Source organism: Paenibacillus sp. B1-35, from assembly GCF_050474385.1.
Lineage (GTDB): Bacteria > Bacillota > Bacilli > Paenibacillales > Paenibacillaceae > Paenibacillus_B > Paenibacillus_B alvei.
The window spans coordinates 98284-121257 of sequence record NZ_JBCHVJ010000001.1 but is presented as its reverse complement, the minus strand read 5'-3'; the positions used below and the strand labels follow the sequence as shown (position 1 = coordinate 121257).

21 protein-coding genes and 1 other annotated feature are annotated in these 22974 nt (G+C 44.7%); of the genes, 2 read left to right on the top strand and 19 right to left on the bottom strand.

Annotation, left to right across the window (positions count from 1 at the left end; all coding sequences use genetic code 11):
- Positions 1-219: 219 nt before the first annotated feature.
- Positions 220-690 (bottom strand): SRPBCC family protein, encoded by a 471-nt coding sequence (locus ACQ5BJ_RS00640; RefSeq protein WP_005549627.1) that lies wholly within the window; start codon positions 688-690, stop codon positions 220-222.
- 339 nt (positions 691-1029) lie between these two features.
- On the opposite strand from ACQ5BJ_RS00640, the gene ACQ5BJ_RS00635 reads away from it, so the two are divergent.
- Entirely contained in the window at positions 1030-1458 is a 429-nt protein-coding gene (locus tag ACQ5BJ_RS00635; RefSeq protein ID WP_289355309.1) for a VOC family protein, read from the top strand.
- Between the two features lie 535 nt (positions 1459-1993).
- Complete coding sequence (locus tag ACQ5BJ_RS00630) at positions 1994-3343, top strand: lytic polysaccharide monooxygenase (protein WP_268600269.1); 1350 nt, start codon at positions 1994-1996, stop codon at positions 3341-3343.
- Positions 3344-3458: 115 nt separating this feature from the next.
- Here ACQ5BJ_RS00630 and ACQ5BJ_RS00625 read toward each other — a convergent pair whose 3' ends face one another.
- The 18 genes from ACQ5BJ_RS00625 to ACQ5BJ_RS00540 form a co-directional block, all read right to left on the bottom strand.
- Positions 3459-3872 carry a 3-hydroxyacyl-ACP dehydratase FabZ family protein gene (locus ACQ5BJ_RS00625; RefSeq protein WP_005549633.1) on the bottom strand — a complete coding sequence of 138 codons (414 nt, stop codon included), beginning with the start codon at positions 3870-3872 and terminating at the stop codon, positions 3459-3461.
- Between the two features lie 116 nt (positions 3873-3988).
- A complete protein-coding gene (brnQ, locus tag ACQ5BJ_RS00620; RefSeq protein WP_268600268.1) occupies positions 3989-5332 on the bottom strand; it encodes a branched-chain amino acid transport system II carrier protein in 1344 nt (447 codons plus the stop codon).
- 71 nt (positions 5333-5403) lie between these two features.
- Positions 5404-5702: a binding site (T-box leader), on the bottom strand.
- 197 nt (positions 5703-5899) lie between these two features.
- A complete protein-coding gene (locus tag ACQ5BJ_RS00615; RefSeq protein ID WP_430107820.1) occupies positions 5900-12253 on the bottom strand; it encodes a S8 family serine peptidase in 6354 nt (2117 codons plus the stop codon).
- Positions 12254-12500: 247 nt separating this feature from the next.
- On the bottom strand, positions 12501-12707 hold the full coding sequence (locus tag ACQ5BJ_RS00610) for a hypothetical protein (protein WP_268619816.1): 207 nt from the start codon (positions 12705-12707) through the stop codon (positions 12501-12503).
- A gap of 136 nt (positions 12708-12843) precedes the next feature.
- Positions 12844-13329 (bottom strand): 8-oxo-dGTP diphosphatase, encoded by a 486-nt coding sequence (locus tag ACQ5BJ_RS00605; protein ID WP_268600266.1) that lies wholly within the window; start codon positions 13327-13329, stop codon positions 12844-12846.
- 208 nt (positions 13330-13537) lie between these two features.
- Positions 13538-14227: an HAD family hydrolase gene (locus ACQ5BJ_RS00600; RefSeq protein WP_005549637.1), complete on the bottom strand. Its 690-nt coding sequence runs from the start codon at positions 14225-14227 to the stop codon at positions 13538-13540.
- Positions 14228-14300: 73 nt separating this feature from the next.
- Positions 14301-14876: a hypothetical protein gene (locus ACQ5BJ_RS00595; RefSeq protein WP_268600264.1), complete on the bottom strand. Its 576-nt coding sequence runs from the start codon at positions 14874-14876 to the stop codon at positions 14301-14303.
- 49 nt (positions 14877-14925) lie between these two features.
- Complete coding sequence (locus ACQ5BJ_RS00590; RefSeq protein WP_005549641.1) at positions 14926-15222, bottom strand: DUF5316 family protein; 297 nt, start codon at positions 15220-15222, stop codon at positions 14926-14928.
- Positions 15223-15417: 195 nt separating this feature from the next.
- Positions 15418-17112 (bottom strand): M3 family oligoendopeptidase, encoded by a 1695-nt coding sequence (locus ACQ5BJ_RS00585; protein WP_005549642.1) that lies wholly within the window; start codon positions 17110-17112, stop codon positions 15418-15420.
- Between the two features lie 111 nt (positions 17113-17223).
- Entirely contained in the window at positions 17224-17739 is a 516-nt protein-coding gene (locus tag ACQ5BJ_RS00580; protein ID WP_005549644.1) for a hypothetical protein, read from the bottom strand.
- A gap of 13 nt (positions 17740-17752) precedes the next feature.
- Positions 17753-18181 carry a hypothetical protein gene (locus tag ACQ5BJ_RS00575; RefSeq protein WP_157267064.1) on the bottom strand — a complete coding sequence of 143 codons (429 nt, stop codon included), beginning with the start codon at positions 18179-18181 and terminating at the stop codon, positions 17753-17755.
- A gap of 569 nt (positions 18182-18750) precedes the next feature.
- Complete coding sequence (locus tag ACQ5BJ_RS00570; RefSeq protein WP_005549647.1) at positions 18751-18915, bottom strand: hypothetical protein; 165 nt, start codon at positions 18913-18915, stop codon at positions 18751-18753.
- Positions 18916-19313: 398 nt separating this feature from the next.
- On the bottom strand, positions 19314-19757 hold the full coding sequence (locus ACQ5BJ_RS00565) for a GNAT family N-acetyltransferase (RefSeq protein WP_005549649.1): 444 nt from the start codon (positions 19755-19757) through the stop codon (positions 19314-19316).
- A gap of 188 nt (positions 19758-19945) precedes the next feature.
- Positions 19946-20692 carry a type I methionyl aminopeptidase gene (gene map, locus ACQ5BJ_RS00560; RefSeq protein ID WP_430107812.1) on the bottom strand — a complete coding sequence of 249 codons (747 nt, stop codon included), beginning with the start codon at positions 20690-20692 and terminating at the stop codon, positions 19946-19948.
- Positions 20693-20860: 168 nt separating this feature from the next.
- Complete coding sequence (locus ACQ5BJ_RS00555; RefSeq protein WP_040736372.1) at positions 20861-21082, bottom strand: hypothetical protein; 222 nt, start codon at positions 21080-21082, stop codon at positions 20861-20863.
- 61 nt (positions 21083-21143) lie between these two features.
- The gene (locus ACQ5BJ_RS00550) at positions 21144-21695 is read right to left on the bottom strand and encodes a DUF4269 domain-containing protein (RefSeq protein ID WP_268600261.1); all 552 of its coding nucleotides are present in this window, start codon (positions 21693-21695) and stop codon (positions 21144-21146) included.
- Between the two features lie 139 nt (positions 21696-21834).
- A complete protein-coding gene (locus ACQ5BJ_RS00545; RefSeq protein ID WP_005549657.1) occupies positions 21835-22551 on the bottom strand; it encodes a pentapeptide repeat-containing protein in 717 nt (238 codons plus the stop codon).
- A gap of 17 nt (positions 22552-22568) precedes the next feature.
- Entirely contained in the window at positions 22569-22895 is a 327-nt protein-coding gene (locus ACQ5BJ_RS00540) for a PadR family transcriptional regulator (RefSeq protein WP_005549659.1), read from the bottom strand.
- Between the last annotated feature and the right edge of the window lie 79 nt (positions 22896-22974).

The following is a 22974-nucleotide window of genomic DNA, read 5'->3' as shown; positions in this document are numbered from 1 at the left end:
CTACTTCATTTTCAGGACAATCAAGACCTGCTTCGGCAAAGCATTCAAGCGATGATGAAGCAAGAAGCGATAGAGGATGTTGGATTGCATCCAGCACCCGCAGACCAGTTCGAAGGCAAACAGAACATCAACTTATGATCCCACGCCAAAATTCGTTAGGATGTTGTTCCTGTATATTCATGAAACTGCGACGATTATGGCAAGGGCTAGCAATTGCTCTCATTCAGCGATCTTCATACGCCTGTCAAGCTGTTCTAGTACCAATGGCCATGCTTGCTCATGTTGATTTTTGGAGACTTCGTCTGGAAAACCAGCATGCGTTAGGCTTAGCTTCGTTCCTTTGCCAAAGGGATGCAGACCAACGGTTACCACCGTCTCGGCTCCCTTCGTCCCCCCATTCCCTGTTACCCATGTCAGTTCTACTAGCCGATCCTGTTCGAGTCGCAAAAATCTCCCATAATGCGGATGGCGCTCAACCACAAGCATGGAGTCTGGTCGGTATACGGTTTCAAAATAAAAAACCGAATTCACCTCTCCCTTCATTATTACGCTCCCCGGTTCCGCGAACCAGTGATCAATCAGCCGTGTCCATGCTTCGTATAAAACTGCTGGAGGGTTCTGCATCTCACGTTCCACCGTAAGCCGATAAGGTCTTGATGAGAGATCGGGCACTGCAATCGGTTCTGTCATAAAGAAATCAATCCTTCCTTGGTATGTAAAAGTGTTATATACCACCTTATACATTTCATTTTCTCCAATATATCCCACTTGGAACCCTGTTTAAACAATGCTCAATCTTCTCCATAACCCATGTTATAGGCAAGAATAGCATCTTCGTTAAAATGACTTTCCTGTGATAGTATGCCTTATCTTTAAAACGATGAACTCTATAAAAATATAGATAAAATTTAAGAAAACCGAAAATCTTTTGCATGTATAATGAACTGTGAAACGACAATAATGCTAGTATGCACAAGGCCTGATTGTCCCCTGGACAAACAGTAAACCAATTAAGGAGTGAAGCCAACCATGTCCATCCATCCTTATCTCAACTTCAACGGCAACTGCCGTGAGGCAGTCGAGTACTATGCCGAAGTGTTCGGGCTAGACAAGCCTCACATCATGACATTTGGGGACACACCATCAGATCCATCCAACCCTCTTCCTGAGGAGGCCGATAATTTGGTCATGCACACACGACTGAACATCCAGGGAACCATCGTGATGTTTTCTGACGTATGCCCGGGCATGCCGTTCCAAGCTGGCAATAATATCACTCTTTCCATTGTTGACACAGATGTCGATAAATTGACATCCATCTTCAACAAACTTAAGGAAGGCGGACAAGTAGGCATGGAGCTTCAAGAAACATTCTGGAGCAAAGCCTACGGCAACTTGACGGATAAATTCGGCATTCAATGGCAAATCAATCATGATAATGGTGACTTTTCAAGCTAATCACATCACACAGCATTGCCCTAAGAAGGATGTATGCCTCTTCACGATAAAGGATGGCGCATCCTTCTTACTTATTTATACGTATGAACCACGCTTCGATCCCTGTTCATCCCTCAAAAGTTAATGCGGTTTAATTAATTTTTATAATAACAAGTGCAATCTAATTAAAATATTTCGTTCACACTTTATTCACACTTTCAAGTATGATAGAGACAAATAACGACACCAAGATTCCACAACATGTCTCCCTTCTATATCTCAACCACGAATGTGCTAGCTCAAGAATCCCGCTTTATCACTAATCATTTTCCTGTATTCCTTCATTACTTTGGCTGATTTTTGCTTCGTATATGAACTCTATTGAGTTTATATAAAAAGAGTTGCTAGAAGCTATATTCATAGCGTCATCTAGGAGCTCCCTGTTTTTTTTGACAACCTAATAAGGAAAGGAGGCCGATGTTCAAGTTTAAAGGGTTTAACTTTTCATTTTGAATGGTTTTCGCGAGATCCCCATTATTCTTAGGAGGTAGATAGTGTGAATCAACTGCGCATGTCCAACCCCATAACAATGAAGCTGTTTGTCGGTCTTGGCGCAATGCTCGTAACCGTTATTTGTATGGTGCTTTTTGCTGATAAAGCCTTTGGTCATGGCTATGTCGAGGGGCCAGCAAGTAGAGCTGCTTTGTGTAAAACAGGTCAGAATAAAAACTGCGGAGCTGTCCAATATGAGCCGCAAAGTTTGGAAGCGCTTAAGGGATTTCCGAGTGCTGGCCCTGCGGACGGCAAAATTGCAAGCGCTAACGGCGCCTTCCCTGAACTGGATGAGCAATCCGCCACTCGCTGGACGAAGGTCAACATCACTCCTGGACAAAACACGTTCAACTGGAAACTAACCGCAGCTCATGCAACAACAAGCTGGAAATACTATATTACGAAGGAAAATTGGAACGCTAACGCAAAGCTGACTCGCGATTCCTTCGATTTAACACCATTCTGCAGCGTTAATTATGGAGGCGTTCGCCCGCCATTCACGTATTCGGATACTTGTAATGTACCGAACCGTACAGGATATCATGTCATCCTCGCAGTATGGGAGATTGCCGATACTGCGAACGCTTTCTATAATGTTATCGACGTTAACTTCGGCGGTTCGAACCCTGGTGACAACCAGCCTCCTACTGCTCCAGCAAACTTGGCAGTAACGACAACAACGGCAACAAGCGTGTCCTTGAAATGGGATGCTTCTTCTGACAACGTTGGTGTAACCGGTTACAATATTTACAATGGAAGTTCTCTTGTAGGAACGGTTTCAGGCTCTACACTCACCTATACGGTAAACGGTCTCACCTCCAATACAGCATACACATTTACCGTGAAGGCGTTGGATGCTGCTGGCAACCAATCTGCTGCAAGCAATGCAGTAAGTGTTACCACACCAACGGTTCCTATTGATAACGAGCCGCCAACTGCACCAAAAAACTTGCATGTAATGGGTACACCAACATCCACTTCCGTATCACTGATGTGGAGCCCATCAACGGATAATGTTGGCGTCGCCGGTTACCGCATTTATAGCGGTACAACATTAGTTGCTACTGTATCAGGAACGACTACGGATTATGTGGTTACAGGCTTGAGCCCGAAGACAACGTATACGTTTACGGTTCGCGCATTCGATGCTGCTGGCAATGTGTCTGCCGACAGCAATGCTATTTCTGCTACAACTGCTGATGCACCTGCTGTAGCTCCTTGGGAAGTAAATAAAGCTTATGCGGTTGGCGACAAAGTTACTTTCAATGGCACAGTCTACGAATGCCGTCAGCCTCATACCGCAATAGCTGGCTGGGAGCCGCCTAATGTTCCAGCATTATGGGATGTAAAATAAGTAATTGTATCGTTGAGCATTACAAAAAGAGTCGTCCAAGGAATCCCTCGGACGACTCTTTGCTATGTATCACTTCAGCAAATAAAACATATAAATAAGTCAACAGTCATGTTCGTTATTCAACTTGTGAATAAATCATAATTTCATCCGCTCTCAGAATGACTCGTCCTTCAACAGATGCCTCGCCTTTGCCAATCGTAAATCCCTTTTTGCTTCGCAGCACCTCATATGTCAGATCCAGCTTGTCACCCGCATATGCTCGTCCGAGTGATTCAACCCCCTTCAAGGAAGACAAGAGTCCTAAGCTCCCCGGCTGACGATGAATCGCTGTAAATGCGCCTAATTGAGCAAGTGCTTCAATAATGAGCGTGTCTGGCATAAAGGGCATAGCAGCGGATATGAACCATTCATTATGGGTAATATGCTTGTAGCCATGAGCTGACTTCCCCTCCTCTATATGAGTAACGCGATCAATCATAAGAAAGGGATATCGATGCGGCAATGCAGCCATCACTTCTTGAGTGTTCACAGTATCAACTCCTTGACATCTTTCACCAACCACTACCAATTATTTCATACAATTGGATGGATGTAAAGAAGCTAAGCGGACATATCATGTCGACTTAGCTTCACATTTATCTATCTTTATTTTTCTGTAATGTATGGCTCATTTCGTTCTTCCTGCCATATCAACCCCAGCAGATAGCCGAGGATCCCGCCTGCAATGGCTGGAACCAACCATCCAATTCCCTCATTGTACAGCGGAATCTGCTTCAGCCACGGCATGATAGAGTCAAACTCAATATGAGCTTGCTTCAACCCGTCAAATATACTGATTAAGAATGTACCTAGCAGCGCCCCAACATACACAGACCGACGGCCGCCGAACAAACGATGCACCAGTGACAAAATAATTAAAACGATAGATACTGGATAGATAACAAGCAAAATTGGAATGGATATCGAAATAATCTTATTCAAACCTAGATTCGCCACCAATAATCCAAGCACACAAATGATAAATGCGATCTGGTTATAAGTCAGTCGATGGATCAATGTTGAAAAATACTGACTGCACGCGGATACTAGTCCAATACAAGTGGTGAGACATGCAAGGGTAACAATACCGGCCAATAGCATTAATCCATATTGTCCGAACAACTGCTGTACGATTGACGTTAGAAGCTGCCCGCCATTTTGCGCGTATCCGTGCGCGGTAACACTGGTTACCCCCAAAAATCCGAGTGCCGCATAAACCAAAGACAACCCGATCCCTGCAATAATAGCTGCTTGTATCGCTGCTTTCGTAATCGCTTGTTTATCCTTAACACCTTGATCACGAATCGCATTCAGCACAATAATGCCGAAAGCCAATGCAGCAATCGTATCCATCGTTAAATAGCCTTCCATAAATCCTTTGAATCCTGGTGAAGTCGCATATTCCTTGATTGCAGGCTGCACTTCCCCAAGCGGACCCATCATCGCTGCGATAAACATGATTGCGATCGAGATCAACAGCAGGGGCGTTAATATATTCCCTACTCTCACAACCAGCTTAGAAGGATTCAAGCATAACCAATATACGACACAGAAAAAAACAAATGTGTAAGCCAATAAGACCCAATTGCTTGATTGGAGTGATTCGGGCACAAAGGAGCGCATCCCCATTTCAAATGCAACGTTGGCAACGCGTGGAATACCCATCGATGGACCAATCGACAAATAGACGATAACGGCGAATAATATGCCGAACTTCGGATGTACCCTTCCGGCTAGATGTTGCATATCACGTCCCGACAAGGCGATTGCGATTACCGTCAACAATGGCAGTCCCACACCAGTCAAGATGAAACCTGCTATCGCATATACGAAATGATCTCCCGCCTGCTGCCCTAAGATTGGCGGAAATATTAAATTCCCTGCTCCAAAAAATAATGAAAAGAGCATGAGTCCCACGAAAAATACGTGGGTTCTCGACAATGACTTCATCTTTTACTCCCCCTAGACTTCTTATACATATATTAAAGAGTTATCCCCATACAACAAAAAAACCGTCCCTCAAAAGGGACGGATTTGATCCGCGTTACCACCCATATTCATGCAGCTAGATGATAGACATAGGCTGTTCCAATCCATCTATCATTCCCGCTCCATGCAGCTCTTCTTCGCATATACTTGTAAATACGAATTCCGAATAACGGTGGAATTTCCGGCGCAGCTTACTTATGAACGTTCCATTTGTTCAGCTGCGCTTCTCAGAGATGATGTTCAGTTATGCGCCGAACGTTGGCTTGCAGCAACTCACCAACTCTCTGGAGATCGGCATTCATAGCTTACTCGTTCTCGTCATTGAAGTTCATTGTATTGATTCAAGTTGTTATCTATTGTCACATGATTCCATCTATGATGTCAATGTACAATATCTCACAGAAGCTGCCGATAATTTCATCCTTAAAGCAAACGAATCCGCCCACTATTGGGCGGATTCGTCTGGCTTATCTCTGGATATTCATTACTTATTTGCTATTTTCCACTGTACTGCATATATCTTTATTGCTATAGCTGATTCATAGACTTCATATATCGATACAGCAGCATTGCCGCCTGTGCACGTGTAGAAGTCAGGTCACTTCCGAAGCGGTTACCACCGATTCCCTGAACCCATCCTTGATCTACCGCATGCGCAATTGCAGCTTGTTCATCTTGAGATAAGTGTGAAGTATCCGTAAATCTAGACTTCATCGCATGACGTACATCCGCAGCCGACCTCTGTACGAGCAACCGCACCATTTCAGCCCGTGAAATTAGCTCATTAACATTGCCAGTTGCCCAGTATAAACGATCTGAATTTGCATTGCCTTCGTGTCCTTCTTGAGTCGGAGCCAAACGATCAAGCATCATCAAAAATTGCGCACGAGTAATGGTCGCATTAGGTGTATAATGTCCCTTGCTCGTTCCATTGACAATATGCTGTGCAGCCAGTACCTCAATCGCATCTTTACCCCAATGAGCTGCCAGATCTGTAAAACTTGGAGATAGCTCATGCACCGCATAGGCGCCAGATTGTGAGATGGTTAAGGCTAATCCATACGGATATCTGCTTGATCGATCAGCATATATCCATTTCTCATCCGTACTCTTTCGATATACGACTGTTTTGCGTGAATCTTTTACTTGCGTTATATCCCATCGCAGAAGCAGTGTAACCGGATGAATGAACTTGCCGCTTTCCGTTGAAATGGCCACACGATCGGACACAAGCCGGACTTGATCGTTTTCAGCCACCATCAGCTGATCTGCCCCCTGAACAGATACATTCAGCTTGAATTGATCATTAGATAGATAATCGGATATGGCTTCATTCGGAATCGTCAGTTCAAATCCCCCAGATGCGATGTGAAGCGCCTTGCCGGAAATCTGAAGCTGCTTCATCATTATTGCCTGGAAAGTAATCGATACTTGGCCGTAATTCTTAAAGTCCACATTCCGCAAATCCATCATCACTGGCTTATTTGCTGCGCCCTTAAGCTCGTCATTCATCCATTGAGCAAGAAGGGAAACCGATGCATTCTTTGTCAGCGACGTAGAAGCTGACTGCTCCACAAGATATCCGATCGTTTTGCCGTCAGCAACAACTGGAATCCGCTTATCTTTTTCAGGAACGGTTGTGCCTGAATTGGCCGAGCTGGACGAACCGCCCGAGGACGCAGGCGGCTCATACGGAATAGCACTCTTCCTTCGCACCGTAACCACTGCTTCTGTTTGTTTGTCTTTGTAGAATACCGTTATCGTTGCCCTGCCTTCGTTCCATCCTGTTACACTTCCTATATCATCTACCTTCGCGACATGCTCGTCAGAAGAACGGAACTGGAGATGCTCTCTGATTGGGGAAATTTTGACTTCCCCATCCCTATATACGACTGCTGCAACAGAAAGTGGCGCAGATTCACCTACATCTAATGCCAGCTTATCCGGATAAACGGTAATGGATTGAAGCTCTGGTTCTTTGCCATCATCCCCGCGATGAACGGTAATCGTCGATTGGTCACTCCATTGCTGATAGGTGACTCGAACAACAGATGTCCCTTCGCTCACACCCGTAACATGTCCTGCTTGATCCACCTCTGCAATAGAACTGTCTGAGGACGTGAATCGTAAGCCTTCCGTCAACGGCATCGGTATCATATTGCCGTTCTCATACACAGCCGCTGTAACCGCAAGTGTTGACTGTTCACCTGTTTTCAGCGACACATCTCGAGGCTGCACGGTAATCGATGTAATCTCCCCATTTTGGGCAGGGGCAATGTAATGAATTGCAATCGTTGGAGACTTACTCGTTGCTTGACCATTTGACTCTGCTACAGCATACAACTTGTTCTCACCACGTTCCAGTTGTACGGGAATCGCAAATTGTCCCTGCTGTACAACTCCAGTTCCGATGCGCGCGTCTTGGCGATATACATGGATCGTCGTACCGTCAGTTGGATACATTCCTTTTACAACTACATGAGCATCTGTAACCGTCGTTCCCGGCGCTGGTTCTGTAATGATCGGCTCTTCCGCAATCTTGGTAACGGTAGCTCGAATCATGTAATTGCCATCGCTGTTCCCGATCTTTTTCCACGTACCGCGATCGTTCTTCCAGGAGCGTCCTGAATAATTGCCAAGCTTCGTCATCGACAAGCCCGGTACATTCGGCATTTCTCCCTCTTGAATGTACGCTACGTAGAAATCGCCATTGAAAATAACCGGATTCTGTATCGTCACATTCGTCCAAGATCCATTCCGCTTCGCCTTGCCTTCATAAGGACCCGCCACTACTTTACCAGGAAGACCATCAGGTCCGCTGGCATCATAAATCGCGTATTTGAACTTCTCTCCACCGGGATTCGGCCATCCCTGATCCCAGAAGAAGAATTTCGCTCCCGTTACTTGTGCCGGCCCATCCGTTGTCATACGTACCGCAAACCCATTGCCGGAATCATAGAAAGCTTTTGCGTTATCTGCAACACCATCATCATAATGGATTTCTTCGGAAGATCCATGGAAGCCATGAAGGGCAAATGAAACGTTAACCGTGTCGTTGCCTGTAATCTTGACGTTGTCTTGCACGGATAAATAGTTTAGTACAGAGACGGACAATTGATAGTCACCTTCATAGGCTTCAAGCTCGAACTGTCCCTCTTGATTCGTCAATGCTGGTGCAATACGTACATCATTCAACAATCTGATCGTCGCATTTTTTAATGGCATGCCTGTAACAAAGTCTGTGATCTTGCCCGCGATTTTGCCTTTCGCCAGCGGCTGCAAATGAACATCCATCACTGCTTCTTTGTTTTGTTCAATGCTGATTGGCCTTTGTTCTGTCTTAAAGCCATAAGCCTCCACTTGCAGCAAATAATCTCCTGGTGGATGCTTCAGCGTGTATCGCCCAGTACCCGCATCGGATCGGGTTGCCCGCTGCGATTGTACGACACTTATATCTGCCATGATTGGCATACGCCCTGTGTTTGGCTGTTGTGCAAATGCCTGTGTGTGCCCGCCTTGATGCGAATCCTGGCCGCGCTTGGCTGATTTCAACATTTCGAATGTGAGCACATCAAGACTCTGCTTTTCCATTCCCATTGAAGCATTCTTTACTTGATCTCCACCTGAATGGGAGTAAGAGGTGGTTTTCGGTCGTGTCATCACTGGTGGAGTCTCCCTTACTTCTACATCATCGATGTACCAGCCGAGCTGGAGTGACGGCCGCTTGCTCTCAAATCGGAAGCGGATGTTGATTTTTTTCCCAATGTAAGAATCTAGGCCAAGCTCTTCCAAATACCAGAATCTGCGTGGATGATTCGTATCATAGCCCTGCTTCGGATATTCAGCGAGCGGCTGCCATGTGGCGCCCTGATCCTTGCTTATCTCGACTGTTCCCTTATCACCGTCATCAATATCGTGCCACTGTTGGAAATAGAGTGATGCATGCTTCACCTGAGTCAAATCAATTTCAGGCGATACGAGACTCTGGTTTACATCGCCCCCATAAGGTCCATTCAAGTTCGTGCCCCATACGTTCTGGCCAGAGACTGCCTTTTGCGGCCCCCTAGTCGGATGAGGAACACCATGCTCCCACTCATTTCCTTGCCCTTCGACTGTCCAGCCCTTATTAGCACCTTCGAACTCATCACCGAATATCACTTGGCCTTCTGTGAACGTCCAAGATACAATATCCGAATCCACACTAAGCGCATGGCTGACCGTTCTCGATTTCACTTTGTAATAATAAGTTCCCTTCTGTGGACTAGGCATGTCTGCATAATTATAGCTTGAGCTTGTGCCAATCTCACTCCATGGGCCACTGCGATCCGTGCTGCGATAAATGACATATTCTTTCAAAACGCCCGACGGCGCATCGTCAAAGTCGATGATGACTTTGCCTGGCGCGTTGCTTCTAACCTTAATTTTCGGCGGAAGCGGAAGCGTTGGATCCGGGGCTTGAATTTTAATATCATCGATATACCAGCCCTCGTCACTGCCGAACTCCCCTCGCAAATTAAAGACGACATAGATTTGATCGCCTGCATATGGAGATAAGTCGATATACTCGGTTGTCCATGTGGTATTGCGCATCGTATATGTTTTCACCCGTTCGAACTGGAAGTTCGACTTCTTGCTGCCAATAAACACCTCTGCTCGATCATAAGATGCATTCCACCAATCGCCAAGCTTGTACCAGTGAGCAAAGGATAGAACAGCATGCTGCTTATCCGTCAAATCAATAACAGGCATTTCAACATAACTGTTGGTTCCATTCGGATACTTGCCATCCAGTACCGTTGCCATTACTTTGCTGCCGGAAAATGCTTGCTTCGGCCCGCTCGTCGGAACTCCCCATTGCCATACACCCGAAGCATCTCCGAAACCGAAGCCATCAATCGAGGTCTCAAAATCTTGCGTATAGCCAATCTTGACTCCCTTCGATACAGAAACTGGGTACACCTCTGTCTTGCTTGCATGTCCTGAGAAATTTACAGCCTCAATATAATATTCAATTCCATTCAAGGACAGCTCCTTCAGAGGGATGCTTCCTTCATATAAACCTCTCATATGGCTGCCGGATGTACGGAGCATCGCATGTTTGCTCCAAGCATTCGTCCCTTTCTCACGAACGTACAGGTTCACATTCGTTACACTAACATCATCCTGCACCCGAGCAAATACATCCTTGTCCAAGATATTGAACGTCAACGTAATTGGATCATGTTCAATTGTCGGGATTCCTGCACTGATACCGTCTACTGTCACTTGACCAACAACCTTGCCCAACCCCTTGTCTTGGGTAGACACGGCATTAAGTGCATTAATAACCCCCCAGCCGTAACCGTTGTTCGGTGATTGTGGAAATACATGATCTGTTAATGCATCCGTTGTATTCTTCAGTATTTCTTCAATATCCTTAACCTTCAAGGAGCGGTTGGCCTGCTTAATCAGTGCAGCAACGCCAGCAGTATGTGGACTCGCCATAGAAGTTCCGTTCATGAGCGCATATTGTCCTCCAGGAACAGCTGATCGAATATGCACACCTGGTGCAGATACTTCCGGCTTCATTTGACCGTAGGGCGTCGGCCCTTGAAGTGAGAAGTCCGCCAGCTTGTTCTGAATATCAACTGCGCCAGTCGCGAAGGATTCGGGGTAATTGCCTGGTGCCGTAATGGAACCTGGCCCGCCATTATTTTCTGGAGGCTGAGCGTTTCCTGCTGAAAATGCCGGGAATATGTCTGCTGCAATCCATGCTTTCACGATATCATGGAAAAATTCATTCTTTCCAGCAGGCACATTTCCCCATGAATTATTCACGACATCAGGGGCTAATTCAGGATGCTTCACGCCATGCTTATCCGTCGGCGCAAGTATCCATTCTCCCGCTTTAATCAAATCCGCATCCGTTGTCTGTCCATTCGAATCAAACACACGAGCGGCAATCCATTTTGCATTCGGTGCAACACCGATCTTGTTGCTGCCATCTTTTTCAGAGCCGACCATCGTCCCCATAACATGGGTGCCGTGACCATTGCCATCAGTAGGAAACTTCTTCTTCTCGATAGTTGCATCGAACCAGCTTAGCTCTGGATCCACAATGTTTCCGCCTTGATCCAGTCCTCTCCATTTATGCTGTAGTGCCGGGTGGCTGCCGTCGACACCGGAATCCATATTCGCAACTACGACTCCTGTACCATCAAAACCAAGCTCCCATGCCTGTTCTGCATTAATATTGCGCAAGTTCCACGGGATCTCTTTTTTGCTGACTGCGAGTTGCGCACCCGACAGTACCATTTTCGATTTCATGTCGGTTTGAAGCGTATATGTATGGTTCGACATGATCTTATCGACTTCATCACGATCCGCAAGTTTTTCCATCGCTTCTTTTGTACTCGTAAATGCGATCGCATTTACGATATAGTAGGGATAAAAATCTCTTACCTCGCCTGCCGATTCCATTTTTTCTAATTGTTGAATGATACCTACCTGCGATTCATCTGCTGTACTCATCAGCGAATTCACGATGAAGTTGCGCACCGTACGTGTTTGCTTTGCCGAAGATTCACCCTTTTGCAATGACCATTGCAGGGCATTTTGCGAAATTGCTTTTATATCAGGCTGTTCCTTTAGCTTTACAATATACGTTGCATACTTATCGGCCTGGAAGACTTGCAACAGCTTGGTATCAATTTCAACGTGGTCGCCGCCAAGCTGCTTTGAATTTTGATGGCTTGCATCTTCTTCCCCCGACAAGTTAGCCGACATCGCTGAAATAGAATGGCTTACATCAGGATGTGCCGCATACGTAAATGCTGGCGAACTGAAGATAAGAATAAAGACGAGTAATGATGCAATCCAACTTTTAAATGATTTCGCTTGCAATATCGTTCCCCCCATTATCTCTTCAATCTAGCATGTGGAATCAACTTCCTCTTTTTTGGACATCTTGTAATCTATCATATTTGTTTCCTTTATTCAATAGTTTTGTACCAGTGCAAAAAATGTTGTAAATTGTTGCACCTTGGAAAGAATATAGTCTCTACGGCATGCCTAGGAGCAAATAAAGACCCAAAATAGAGAATTTCATCTCAATTCTGAGTCATAAATGCGGATATAAAATCGAAAAAACTTATCTATTTTTTTGGCCGATGTAGAACAAATGAGTTCCTGTTCCTAAAAGCGAAGGATCTGCTGCGGTCTCGTAGAACAATTGATAGAACTTCTCCATCTCTTCATCACCACAGCTCGACCAATAACGACACTGTTCTTCTGGTAGTGAGCTTCCGAGCCCAGATGAGCTAATCAATTGAATCCCCTCAAATCCATGTTCACGCATGAAGGGCAAAATCTCTTCTGCATTGTAAAGCATCTGAAACATCTATTTGTTTTCAAAAATAAAAACACTTGGGTTTCCAAGTGTTTTTAGTCATTCTACATATTGAGATCAATAGTAATGATTCCTAAATGCTCTTTTATACAAGTAAAGCAATCTTCTCTTCTATCGGCTGCTTCTCCTCTTCATTCCATACCACGGATATTTCAAACGTCCCTTCCTTGAAAAATAAAGGAAACTTCCGCTTGAACCAAGATTGCATTGGCAAATCCATCACTTCTTGGATTGGCACCCAAATGAGCTCTCCTTCAGGAGGATTGTCAAGCAGTTTACCTTCATAGGAGGTAGCCAAATAGTTAAACACCATATACCTAAAATTCGTTAAAGGAACAACATATTCATCCAAGCCCTTATAGATAAGTCCGCTTACTCGCAAACCAGTTTCCTCATATACCTCACGAATAGCTCCTTCGGTAAGGCTCTCTGGAAACTCGATCTTGCCTCCTGGTGCCAAATATCCCGGAAAACCCTTGCTGTCTGGACGATTCATAAGCAGTACCCGATCTCCATCCTTCACCATGCACATCGTATACATGCCATATGTAATTTCACTCGCTGCAACCATCGCAGACCTCCATGTAATCAGAAATATAACTATTGTCAATGCCGCTGTTTGTCTTCATGATTGCGCTGCATATTGTCCATTTGATGCTCCAGTTGAGCAATTCTAGCATGTAATTGATGCGCCCGCTTCCTCGATCGAATGATTAGAACTACAGTTACAATGAACGTGTTCTCCCATACAAATTACATTGTGATATTCTCCTGCCAATCTATGAATGATTGTGCGCTTCTGCTTGCGATAATGCTGCAATAGTGTTGATTACCGCATGTAAGTCCTTCTCTGCCATTGAGCTTAATCGCCCATCACTGCCTGCGAACTCCATATGGGAAGTCACCTGGTTAGGCACTACTACACAGTTTACTCCCGCTGCCTTCGCAGCCGTCATCCCATGGAATGAATCCTCGAAAGCAACCGCTTCAAACCCGTTGATCCCTAGCTCACGGATCGTTTTCTCATATAAATCAGGAGCTGGCTTAATCCGCTCAACGTCGTCAGATGTATTCACGACTTCAAAGTATGAACGAATGTTGAACCTGTTCAAATAGGATTCAACCCAGTTCCGATTAGAGCTTGAAGCAAGAGCAATCCGAAGACCGCTTCGCTTTGCCTCTTCCAAGTAATCGATCACACCGGGACGCAATTGAGTATGATCCATAATGTCGGCGAACACCACATCAGCCTCTTGCTTGAATGCCTCACGGTCTACCTGACGATCCGCATGCTCCACTATATAATCCAGCGGATCAAATTCCTCAAAAGAAGCTCCTACACATTGTCCCCACACATCTATTTTCAAATCGACCCCATACGCCTTACTAACCTTGCTGTAAGACTCATACCAAGCCGTTTCCGTATCGACGATTAATCCATCAAAATCAAATATGACTGCTTTTATCAATTTGCGCTCGCTCCTTTTCCTTCTATAGGTGTATATGGATAGGCGGTTGTCCATAGCGTTGCGGATTTCATTTTTAGTTATCCAGTCGACGTTCTTCTTTAGCCATTCGAGACTGCTTTTTCATTCTCTTACGCTCTTCCTTTTTGAACTCTTCAACCACTTCAACTTCAAGCTCAAACAGTACATTCTCCAGCTTCTTCGGCTTAGCAAGCAAGTTAAAGGCTATGGCTCGCACTGTATGGATAGGGCCCGACGGAATTGCCCACCAGCCAAATAGGAGAGTATAAAGACTGAACGCCATATTCAGCAGCGGCGTCAAATGGTACCCTTTTACATAATAGCCTGTCTTCATTCGATAGCTGAATATGCCGAAAGATAAACATACCTCATACTGCACAAACTCAGAGTCCCGATCGATCAGGCACTGCTCGTAGTTGGCACCTTCCTGACGAAGCTGATCGCGATTCAGGTACAGCCATATCGCAAATTCATTGCTTCGCTTCTGATCCTTGCGGAAAGCGATGTACAACAGAAGCAGCACACAGAGAACAATAGATTGAAATACGATGTTGCGATAGTCCTGCCGGATAATACTGGACACTAAAAAAATGACAAAAAGCGCTGCTACAAGTAACAAAACCAAGTGCATGATTGATTCTCCTGTTGACTATTCAAGTTATGGAAAGTTCGTTTACAAACTATCGACTGCTAGCTAATAAAATAAGGGATAGCACAATAAATGGGACAGACATCATGAGAAATAGCGTTCCCCACCGTTCACGGTTATGCCGCTCCTCCTTACTGCTCGTGCGATGGATATATCGCGCCTGATTCGGGTCGGCAAAAACTCCATACAATAAAGCGCTAATCCCCAATAGAATCGCAGCTATGGCTCCCAACCATTTGCCAGCCACAGTAAGGCTCATTGCACAAACAAAAATCAGTGTTAGGATAAGGCTGCCGCCACAGGCCATTCCAAACCACTTAAGCTTCATGCTATGCCCCTTTGCGCCCTTTCCTGCACAAAGAATTATCATGCGATAACTTGTTAGCTATATTATACACGACTATCGTCCATTACGACCCCTATAATTACCAGATTGTTTTTCATGCTACGCCCAACTGCCATTTATGCAAAGACCACAAGCGCATGTACGCTTGTGGTCTCCGTTCGTATTTCTATTTTCGATTTACAATACAGCGTCATCGACGCCGTTCAACCAATTTTCGATATCGCCGATGACCGAAGCGATGCAGCCATTTTCGAACGGTGAAATCAGCCCTGCTACTTGAACCAAGCCTGTGAAGGATTGGCTGCCGCCTGCACGGCACAGCTTCAGATAATCAGCCCAAGCGGACTTCCAATCTTCATTCATGCGCTTCCAGAATTGGAATGCGCACAATTGAGCCAAGGTGTAATCGATATAGTAGAATGGCGATTGATAGATATGTCCCTGCTTCTGCCAGAATCCACCTTGCTCCAAGTATTCATTGCCTTCATAGTTCCTGTGAGGCAAGTACTTCTTCTCAATTTCACGCCAAGCCGCCTTGCGTTCTGCCGGAGTGGCTTCTGGATTGCTGTATACGAAGTGCTGGAATTCATCTACGGATACACCATATGGAATGAACAGTAACGCACCCGACAGATGAGCGAACTTATACTTCTCCGTGTCTTCCTGGAAGAACAGCTCCATCCATGGCCATGTGAAGAATTCCATGCTCATGGAATGAATTTCGGCCGCTTCATACGTAGGCCAGTTGTATTCAGGCACTTCGAAGTGACGGCTTTCGTACACCTGGAACGCATGACCCGCTTCATGTGTCAATACGTCAATATCGCCTGATGTACCATTGAAGTTGGAGAAGATAAACGGCGCGCCGAACTCACTTAAGTATGTACAATAACCGCCGCTTTGCTTGCCCTTCTTGCTGACAAGATCCATCAATTCATTTTCGCGCATGAACGTAAAGAATTCATTAATCTCTGGTGACAACTCAGCATACATTTTGGCGCCATTCTCGACGATCCAATCTGGATCTCCCTTCGGTGTCGCATTCCCTGTCTTGAAGTCGAATGATCCATCATAGTAGTACATTTGCTCAACATCGATCCGCTTGCGTTGACGTTCCTTCAGCTTCGTAGCGACAGGCACGATATGTTCGAGCACTTGCGCTCTGAAATTCGCTACCATTTCCGCATTGTAATCTGTACGGCACATCCGGTCATAACCAAGCTGAACAAAATTCTCGTAGCCCAGCTTCTTTGCAATTTTCGTACGTACTTTCACTAAATCATCATAAATGCGATCGAACTTTGCTTCATTCTCCGCCATGAATCCGAATCTCGCTTCAGACGCACGCTTGCGCATGTCGCGATCCGTGGACAGCTCAAACGGTGTCAGTTGAGCAAGTGTACGCTCTTCCCCTTCAAATGGGACTTTCGCAGAAGCAATCAATTGGGAATATTCGGTTGACAGCTTGTTCTCCAATTGCAAGTCCTCAATGATTTCAGGGCTGAACGTCTTGAGCATTTTTTCAGCCAATTGGAACAGTTGAATGCCCCATTTTTGCTCAAGCTCTGCTCTAAACTTCGAATTCACAAGTGCCCGGTAGTAATCTGTTATGTATTCTTGGATTACAGGTCCTACTTCATCCATGTACTCCTGCTCAGCTTTGTAGAATTCATCATTCGTGTTGATCGAATGGCGAATAGATACCAATTGGGTTTGTGTATCGAATTCACTGCGAAGCTTGTTAATGTCTGACATGATGCGTTCCTGCTGTTCGAAGCTTTCTGCAGCTTCAAAGGAACTAATCAATTGTTTAAATCGTTGTTCGATTTGTTTCGCATCAGGTCGGACATATGTGTATTCACTGAACTTCATCTCATATGCACCCTCTCTATTTAGATCATCCATAAATTATTATAACGGAATTGTTGTAAAAAATAACTATTCAAAATAGAGAGAGTGCACGATTTCAGCAAATTATGATCATTAGGTCACAAGCTCTACGAATTCTTCTACGTTATTATTAATATATAGATGGATGAGCTCAAGTGTTCTAGGAGCTTGCTTCTTATATGCATCATATAAATGAGAGACCTTGCTGTACAGTTCCGTATTATGCTCCAAATCAGATACGATAGCTTTCCGCCAAGACCGATCAATCTGGCGATTGTAGGATTCGATAAGCGCTTCAACTTGTTCGTAAATGTGTAGCATTGCCTCGTCCTTGAATTGCTTCATGCCTGTCTTTAAGGAAGGCCATGCCTGCAAATCGCCTACGAAGTAAGAGGCAAACCAATAAAATTCCTCAACTGACTCGGTATGCTTGTGGAATACAAAAAACATAAACAACGCCTTTTGACCTTCGGTCAACTTCGCGTATACCTGTGACTTTTCAATCGGATCCTTGCCCTTGATTCGCTCAATGATCGGCTCAATCATTTTCCACCCAAGCGATTCTTGTGCAATTGTATGGTATACGTCTGTCGGCATTTTCACGATCACGAGTATCAACCTCCTAGTTGTACTTGCTCGATAACGGATTTCCGTCATGATCACGCGCTATGAACAGTCCTCCGTCCTGTATTGCGAATTCCATTTGACCTGCAGATACTTCAATCTCCTCCATCACCTGTCCCTGACCGTTGCGCAGCTCCAATGTCATGGAATACGTGAAGGTCTTCCCTCCATCTGCCTCAGACTCTTGCTCGAATTGGAACGAAGTAACCACAATATTGCATTGCTGCTTCCTCGCCGCACCAAGGGTAACGACCAGTGATCTTTCCCGGAACAGATAATAGTAGGACTCTTGCGTTAGATATGGCTTTATCTTTTCGTATCGTGCAAGCACCTCTTCCTGTGCTCCTGTAATCTGGGTATAATCAGGAACATCGTATTGGGCTTGTTTGAATGCTTTTGCCAGTTCCTTATATGGGGTCATTTCCATTGATGAACATCCCTGTGTAAACATCAAGATGCAGCATAGCAGTCCTGTCATCCTTATGATCCTCATCCTGACATTCATACCTCCATCACACAAAATGAGGAATACGACTGTACCTGCATAATTATTGAGTAGTTCGCTCTTGATGTTTTAAAATTTTGAGAATCATCATGGTCATCAGTTCATGTAAGCGTTTTATTTTTAGATAAGAGTTCGGCCGTGTTGCGAGTACATCCACATGACCATTCGATGCGAAGTTGAGCGACGAAGTCACACATTCACGGGAGGATCACATAAGACAACTGGTTGATTTTTCTTTTTATTGCACTTCCTGCTCTTGCACACTCTCTAATTTCTCTTTATTCGGGAGACGTATATGATTAGCGCGATGATGTATCTGAGGTGATAGTGAATATTTTGCCTAATAATTTAAGTGAAAATATTAACAAAAGCACAATTGATATATGGAATGAGCAAATGATCCCATAGGGTGATTATCTTGCGCTCCCTCGGGAATTACCTCCCGCATAAACAAAAAACATTGTATAAGACCGAGACTAATGCTAGTAAACCTAGATTCCATTCCCCGATATTCTTCCGGTCGAAGCATAGTGCACGGTCATCATTTCTATTAGCTGGAGTTCAAGCAGCGTCATGACCAGCAAGCATACAACGACTCCAAGCACGACCCTCTGCAGCTTCGAGAGGATACTTTTGCATTTCAAAAAGTCAAACATCCGGAAACCACCAGAGAATTCTCATATATGACATATTGTACCATTTCTAACTTATCCAGATCAACCGATCAATGTGCGGAATCCGTGAACGATTGATGGCAAAAAGAAAAGAAGGAACGGTAATCGTCCTCCTTTCTTGAACCAGCAAGCACGAATGAACAAAATCGTCCTTCCATACTATGCATCAATATTCACCGTAATGCCTTCATCACATTTCTGATGAGCACTTGGAATTCTTCCGCATTCAGACAACCCCAGGCAGATAAGCAATGGTATCAAGGATGGATCTGCTTCACCGAGCGTATCCAGAACATGAATTTCTATACCATTGTTTGGCTTGATACGATTTATTGCACACTTTCCCTCTAACAGCTAATTTTCATAGCCTTAAACTTACGTCACTTATTTAATGGCTTAATGAAGCCATATGTCGCATCCTTCGTAAATCCAAGCTTCTCATAAAATTGATGCGCATCCGTTCTCCACGCACTTGATAAAAGTACGACACTGCGACAATCGCTTTCTATAGCTATTTTCTCTATCGCTTCTACGAGTATTTGTCCAATGCCTTTTCGATGATGGCTTTTACTGACGATCATATTTTCCAGCACCATGAACGGACGACATTGACCTGTTAAGTCATAGCAGCGAATCCCCATTACGGAACCGACCAGCTTGCCGGAATTATCTACTGCACCTAAGAATGTATAGTCTGGATTCGATTGCAGCGCCGTAAATCGTTCTTTCAGCCTTTCAACGTTCGTCTCACTTTGATCGAGCTCCGTATATAACTCCGCCAACTCATCAAGTTGAGTTTGTGCAACGGTCTGTATATGTATCATCTCGTTCTTCTCCTCTTTCCCTATAGGCATATATATCCATTCTATATTCACTCTGGCAAATCTTTCAACCTATTCATTTACCAGGATATAAAAATAAAGCACCCTCAAATGGAATGATCTCCACCAGAGGGCGCTTGCACATGTACACATACGTAACGCGTGTAACAACTGCTCGCAGTTGCTCCCGCTTATAAGGTTGTCAAAATAACTGGGCCATCCTTTGTAATGGCGATCGTGTGCTCATATTGCGCGGACAATCCGCCATCAGCCGTACGTGCAGTCCAGCCATCACTGTCGAGCTTCACATGGTAGCGTCCCGTATTCAGCATCGGTTCAATCGTAATAACCATGCCTTCCTTCAAGCGAATGCCGCGATTTGGAGAGCCATAGTGCGGAACTTGCGGCTCTTCGTGCATATCCTTGCCAATGCCATGACCGATAAAGTCTCTAACAACGGAGAATCCGTTCGATTCCGCATAGGATTGAATCGCATGTCCGACATCTCCAAGACGGTTGCCTGGTACAGCCTGCTCGATTCCAAGATACAAGCATTTCTCTGTAACCGTGAGTAATTTGTCTGCCTGCTCCGATACTTGACCAACACGATAGCTCCATGCCGAGTCAGATAATGCTCCATTCAAATTGACGACCATATCAATCGTTACGATGTCGCCGTCCTTCAAAGGCTCTTTGTTCGGAAAGCCGTGACAAATGACATCATTCACAGATGCACATGTCGCAAACGGAAACCCATGATAGCCCTTCTGTTCCGGTGTTGCACCATGCTTATGCAAATAGCGCTCCACGAATTGATCAATTTCATGCGTGGTCACGCCTGGCTTAATCATACCAGCGAGCTCTTGATGTACCTGCCCAAGCAGTCTTCCTGATTCACGCATCGCATCGATTTCTTGTTGACTTTTCAAAATAATCATATTTCTACACCTCAATAGCTGCGTAATGACGTAATATATCTTATTGTACACCAAAACACTTTGCTATCCGGCCATTTATCACAAAAAAAATTCCACATGGCATCAATTCCTACGTTTTAACACCACAAGACATCTTCATATTAAAGAAGAGCTGCCTGGGCAACTCTCCTATTCATCGGCTTGTATACTTTCAATTGCGGTGAAAAAAACATCCATCAAATCCATTTGAAAATAGTGATGCACATAGTCGGTAATCTCATGCAGCTCTTGCTCGGACTTGAATTCAAGTACTGGCCGTCCCTCGCATTTCAGCACTGTGCAGTTGTACTTTTCCTTCACCTGCTCGATGATATAATCCTGATTTACTGGTGCAACTGTTATCCCACTCATCGCTGTATTTTGCCCCCCATATCCTTTTGCCAAATGTTACATATGTATTCTTTCTAGCAAGTCAACTCTCTTTATGTCTATGATTTTCATCACAATCAATAAGCAGCAGTTGTTCATAGGGATCTCCTTCGAGCTGAAGAAGCTTCGCGAAGGCGGGTTCCGTTTTCATTCCGTTCCGCTTTAATTCAATAATCTGCTGGCGAAACGAATCGCCATATTTGCGCAGCAAGCATTCCTCGATAACCATATGTCGGAATCCATTTTGCTCGATTACAGGAATCGGTTGTCCGAAAATTTCGACAGGCCATTTGCCGCAGCAGAAATTCACCTTCACTCTTTCTACTTCGTTAACCGTTCGTCGTACGTATTCGAACGCTTCAAAGTGTTCAAAATGAACGCGCACAAGCTTCTCAAATGCTGCGAAGTCATACACCTCACAGGCAATATCCAGATCACTTCCTGGTATGTGAATAGAGAGGGGAAGCGTACCAATAAGAACGGGCGTGTACAGCTCTAGAACCGCCATAATCCGAAGCTCTTGGAGCAAATGATACACTTCAACCTGATCTGCATTGCCATGCTGTAAATAATCAATTGCAAGCCAATGATTCATGGATGTTACCTTGTCCCCTTCCCTGTTCGACAATCGGATCTAATGAAAAACTTACCCGCTGCCTAATGGCTACAGGTAAGTTCATATTACGTATCTCGTTACACAGCGTGCAATACATGCAATACGCGCAATATGCTTCTTAGCGTACCGTTACATTGCTCAAATCAGCCTTATTGCTCTTCAGAAGCGCATAAGTCAGCTTATCCATCGTGGCCCCGTCGAAAATCGTCTTCTTTACATCTGTTTTAAACGAAACATTGTTGAATACCGCATTACGGAATGTTGTCTTTCGCAAGCCAGCATAATCAAACACAACCCCATTGAATGTCAAGTTGTCAAAGCTGACGCCAGAGAAATCAGAGGACTTGAAAACGGTATTCTCGAAAATACAATCTGTGAAAATCGCCTTTCTCACGCTTGACTTCACAATTTGCGCACCTGATAAATTTGCTCCTGTAAAGTTAACCTGATCCAAGCTGCTGCACTTGAAAGAACTGTTTGTTAAATCCGAATAGCTGAAGTCCGAGCCCTGCAAATTGCTGTAATTGAACTGTCCATCATGTACAGAAGTAGAGGTGAAATCGGAATTTTGCAAATTGCTTTTCGAAAAGTCCATCCCAACCTTCTGCTGCAGCTTGACCGTTTGCGAATTAATGCTCTCAATGAGTTCAGAAATCTCACCTATCGATTCTATCGTGAGAAGATAGGCTGCCTCGTCGTCATAGCCCTCCTTCTTCAAATCGCTCAGCTTCTCCTGTAAATCATACAACAGCTCTTCCTTCAGTTCCTGGATCTGCTTCAAATCTTCATAGGGTGAAAAGACACTATCCAGGTATCGTCTTAATCGCTCATCCATTGCATATTCCACCTTTCTTATATCAAAATATCTAGTATTTTCTTCGCATATTCCCAATTCTGCTTATTGTCTGCATACGTGACGCGTCCTTTGTCTGTAATGCGGTAATACTTCCGTCTACCGCCATGCGTCTCGTCCCCCCAATAGGAAGTAATGTTTCCTTCCTGCTCCAGCCGCTTCAGACTGGAATACATCGTGGCTTCCTTCAGCTCGTATAGTCCGTTTGATCCAGTGTGCACCAGCTTGCAAATTTCATAACCGTACTTATCTCCGCTCATCAGCAGCTTCAAAATAATTGTATCCGTATGTCCGCGCAGCAAATCGGAAGAAAGCTTCGCATTCATGCAAGGATCACCTCCTCAATAACAATATAGATCAAAGTACTATGACAGTCAAGGTACTATTATTATCATTGTAAAACAT